Here is a 2854-nt window from a genome sequence, read left to right as displayed (position 1 = left end):
TGGAGCAGAACTTCCGCTTTGCCGCGCCGCTGGCCGACCGCTTCTACGTGATGGAGCACGGTGCCATTGTCGAGCGCTTCGCCGCCGACGAGTTGCAGGCCAAGATGCCGGTGCTCAACGAACTGCTTGGCGTGTAACGACATAGGGAATGCAATGACTTTTGATATCGGAATTCCCCTGCCGGCGCTGCTGTCCCAGCTGCTGCTGGGGCTGGTCAATGGCGCGTTCTACGCCATGCTGAGCCTTGGGCTGGCCGTGATCTTCGGTCTGCTCAACGTGATCAACTTCGCGCATGGTGCGCTCTTCATGCTGGGGGCGGTACTGGCATGGGCCGGCATGGAGTACGCGGGGCTCAACTACTGGGTGATGCTGGTGCTCTCGCCGCTCGCGGTGGCGGTGCTTGGCGTGGTCATCGAGAAGACGATGCTGCGCTGGATCTACAAGCTCGACCACATCTACGGCTTGCTGTTGACTCTTGGGATTACGCTCGTCATCGAAGGCGTGCTGCGTTCGGTCTATGGCGTTTCGGGTCTGCCATACTCCGCGCCCGAGGTGCTCCAAGGTGCCAGCGACGTCGGATTCATGATCCTGCCGAACTATCGCGCATGGGTCGTCGTGGCGTCGCTGAGCGTCTGCGTGGCCACCTGGTACACCATAGAGAAGACCAAGCTCGGTGCGTACCTGCGTGCGGGAACGGAGAACCCCAAGATCGTTGAAGCATTCGGCGTCAACGTGCCGCTGATGGTGACGCTGACCTACGGCTTCGGCGTGGCACTGGCCGCGTTCGCGGGCGTACTGGCCGCGCCGGTGATTCAGGTCTCGCCACTGATGGGCCAGAACCTGATCATCGTCGTGTTCGCCGTGGTGGTGATCGGCGGCATGGGTTCGATTCTGGGCGCCGTCGTGACCGGACTAGGCCTGGGGGTGATCGAAGGCTTGACCAAGGTGGTCTATCCGGAAGCGTCTTCGACCGTGGTGTTCGTGGTGATGGTCATAGTTCTCCTGCTGCGACCGGCGGGATTGTTTGGCAAGGAAAAGTGATGACTGAAGTTTCTCTCTCTTCGACCCTGACGCAATCTGGCAAGCCGTTCATCCGGACCCGCGCATCGACGTATGTGGGCATCGCCCTGGCGGCAGCATTGCTGGTGGCTCCTTATGCGGGGGTATATCCGGTCTTCGTCATGAAGATCCTGTGTTTCGCGCTATTCGCGGCGTCGTTCAATCTGCTGCTTGGCTACACCGGGTTGCTGTCCTTCGGGCATGCGGCGTTCTTTGGAGGTGCGGGTTATGTCGCGGGCTATGCAGCCAAGCATTGGCAATTCAGTACCGAAGCAAGTCTGCTTGCCGGCGTGCTGACGGCCGCCGGGATCGGGTTGGTAATGGGCTTGCTGGCCATTCGCCGGCAAGGCATCTACTTCGCGATGATCACGCTGGCCTTGGCGCAGATGTTCTTCTTCGTATGCCTGCAGACGCCGCAGACGGGTGGCGAGGACGGTTTGCAGGGGGTGCCGCGTGGCGCGCTGTTTGGCTGGATCGACATGTCTTCGGACTTGGCGCTTTACTATCTGGTGGTGGTGCTGTTCCTGGCGGCGATGGCGCTTGTCGCGCGCATCGTCAGTTCACCGTTCGGCCAGCTGCTGCGCGCTGTGAAAGAGAACGAGGGTCGCGCGATCTCGCTCGGCTACAGCACGGATCGCTTCAAACTGATGGCGTTCGTGCTGTCGGCGGTACTTGCAGGCCTGGCGGGATCGATGAAGGCGCTGGTGCTGGGCTTTGCGACGCTGTCGGACGTTCATTGGACGATGTCGGGCGCGGTCATCTTGATGACGCTAGTCGGCGGCATGGGGACGCTCAGTGGTCCGGTGGTTGGTGCCATAGTCATCGTCTTGCTGGAAAACAAGCTCGGTGAAATCGGCGCGGCGGTTGCAAACGTGACGGGTGTGGAATGGCTCGCGTCACTGGGCGAGTCGGTGACACTGGTGACCGGTGTCATCTTCATCCTGTGTGTCCTTGGATTCCGGCGTGGCGTTGTTGGCGCGCTCCATGACTGGCTGACGCATCGTCGCAATCGTTGTTGAAGAACGCGCGCTGTCCTGCAAGAAAGTCCTGTTGCCGATTTGGCAACAGGACTTTTTGCTTTCGGGAGAGATAGGACGGCAGCGTCAGGCTGCCCGGTCAATTCCCGCCGGTGGCTGAGTAAGCAAGTCAGGTACCAGGCGAAACCGGTCGAAGAGGGCGTTCTCCAGACGGCATCGATCTGGAAAGCCGTAGCGATGTGGGGCAAGCGAAAGGGGCTTGCCGTCGGCAAGATCGAACAGTACGCGCATCAGACGCTGAGTGACCACGATATCGCGCAGGCACTCGCCCTCCTTGAGCAGTCGACGAGACAACGATGCACTGCTCTTGAGGCCGAGCGTCAGCGTGGCCGCGCCGGCGTGCCACGCCGCATCGGGGCGCCCAAAGACGGCCAGGGACAGCGCGGCGGTAACCGGCTTGTCGCGTGAACGCGCCCACTGCGGCGCAGCGTGGGGATGCGGCGGAAGCAGTCGACGAAACGATACGCGAGAGTCCAACGCCACCCTCACATTGACCAGCTCTAGCGGAGGGATCCATTCCGGCGCAAGCGCGTCAGGGTCGCGCATTTCTCCGGGCAACCATACCGCGCATTCACCGCACTCGATTTCTGCCGCCACCGGGAATGGAAAGCGCAGCCCGCGAACCTGGAGGCGATTACTTCGTGAGCCGGAAAGAAGGAGTTGCAAGATCGTGCCCGTCCCGCGACGTCAGGCTTCTGTCGCGAGCAGCGACAGGCCAAGTCCGGCACGGCGCCACAGCCACGGGCTCGGACGGTAGC

General features: G+C 61.8%; 3 protein-coding genes and 1 pseudogene. 3 read left to right on the top strand and 1 reads right to left on the bottom strand.

The window, feature by feature from the left end; all coding sequences use genetic code 11:
• The 3 genes and pseudogenes from ACO550_RS39355 to ACO550_RS39345 form a co-directional block, all read left to right on the top strand.
• A pseudogene (locus ACO550_RS39355) lies at positions 1 to 137 on the top strand (ABC transporter ATP-binding protein); the annotation flags it as partial.
• Between the two features lie 16 nt (positions 138 to 153).
• Positions 154 to 1041: an ABC transporter permease subunit gene (locus tag ACO550_RS39350; RefSeq protein WP_315598905.1), complete on the top strand. Its 888-nt coding sequence runs from the start codon at positions 154 to 156 to the stop codon at positions 1039 to 1041.
• A complete protein-coding gene (locus tag ACO550_RS39345; RefSeq protein WP_485995174.1) occupies positions 1041 to 2078 on the top strand; it encodes a branched-chain amino acid ABC transporter permease in 1038 nt (345 codons plus the stop codon). The genes ACO550_RS39350 and ACO550_RS39345 overlap by 1 nt, the downstream gene beginning before the upstream one ends.
• Positions 2079 to 2162: 84 nt before the next feature.
• On the opposite strand, the gene ACO550_RS39340 is transcribed toward ACO550_RS39345, so the two are convergent.
• The gene (locus ACO550_RS39340) at positions 2163 to 2642 is read right to left on the bottom strand and encodes a hypothetical protein (RefSeq protein ID WP_315598904.1); all 480 of its coding nucleotides are present in this window, start codon (positions 2640 to 2642) and stop codon (positions 2163 to 2165) included.
• Between the last annotated feature and the right edge of the window lie 212 nt (positions 2643 to 2854).

This window comes from Cupriavidus sp. (assembly GCF_057315035.1).
The sequence above is the reverse complement of the archived record's forward strand: the minus strand, read 5'-3'. Positions and strand labels throughout refer to the sequence as shown.

What these genes read in the sequence shown, in the direction of transcription:
- ACO550_RS39345 (WP_485995174.1), top strand. Translation starts at nt 1,041, where the DNA reads ATGACTGAAGTTTCTCTCTCTTCGACCCTGACGCAATCTGGCAAGCCG.
- ACO550_RS39350 (WP_315598905.1), top strand. Translation starts at nt 154, where the DNA reads ATGACTTTTGATATCGGAATTCCCCTGCCGGCGCTGCTGTCCCAGCTG.
- ACO550_RS39340 (WP_315598904.1), bottom strand. Translation starts at nt 2,642, where the DNA reads ATGCGCGACCCTGACGCGCTTGCGCCGGAATGGATCCCTCCGCTAGAG.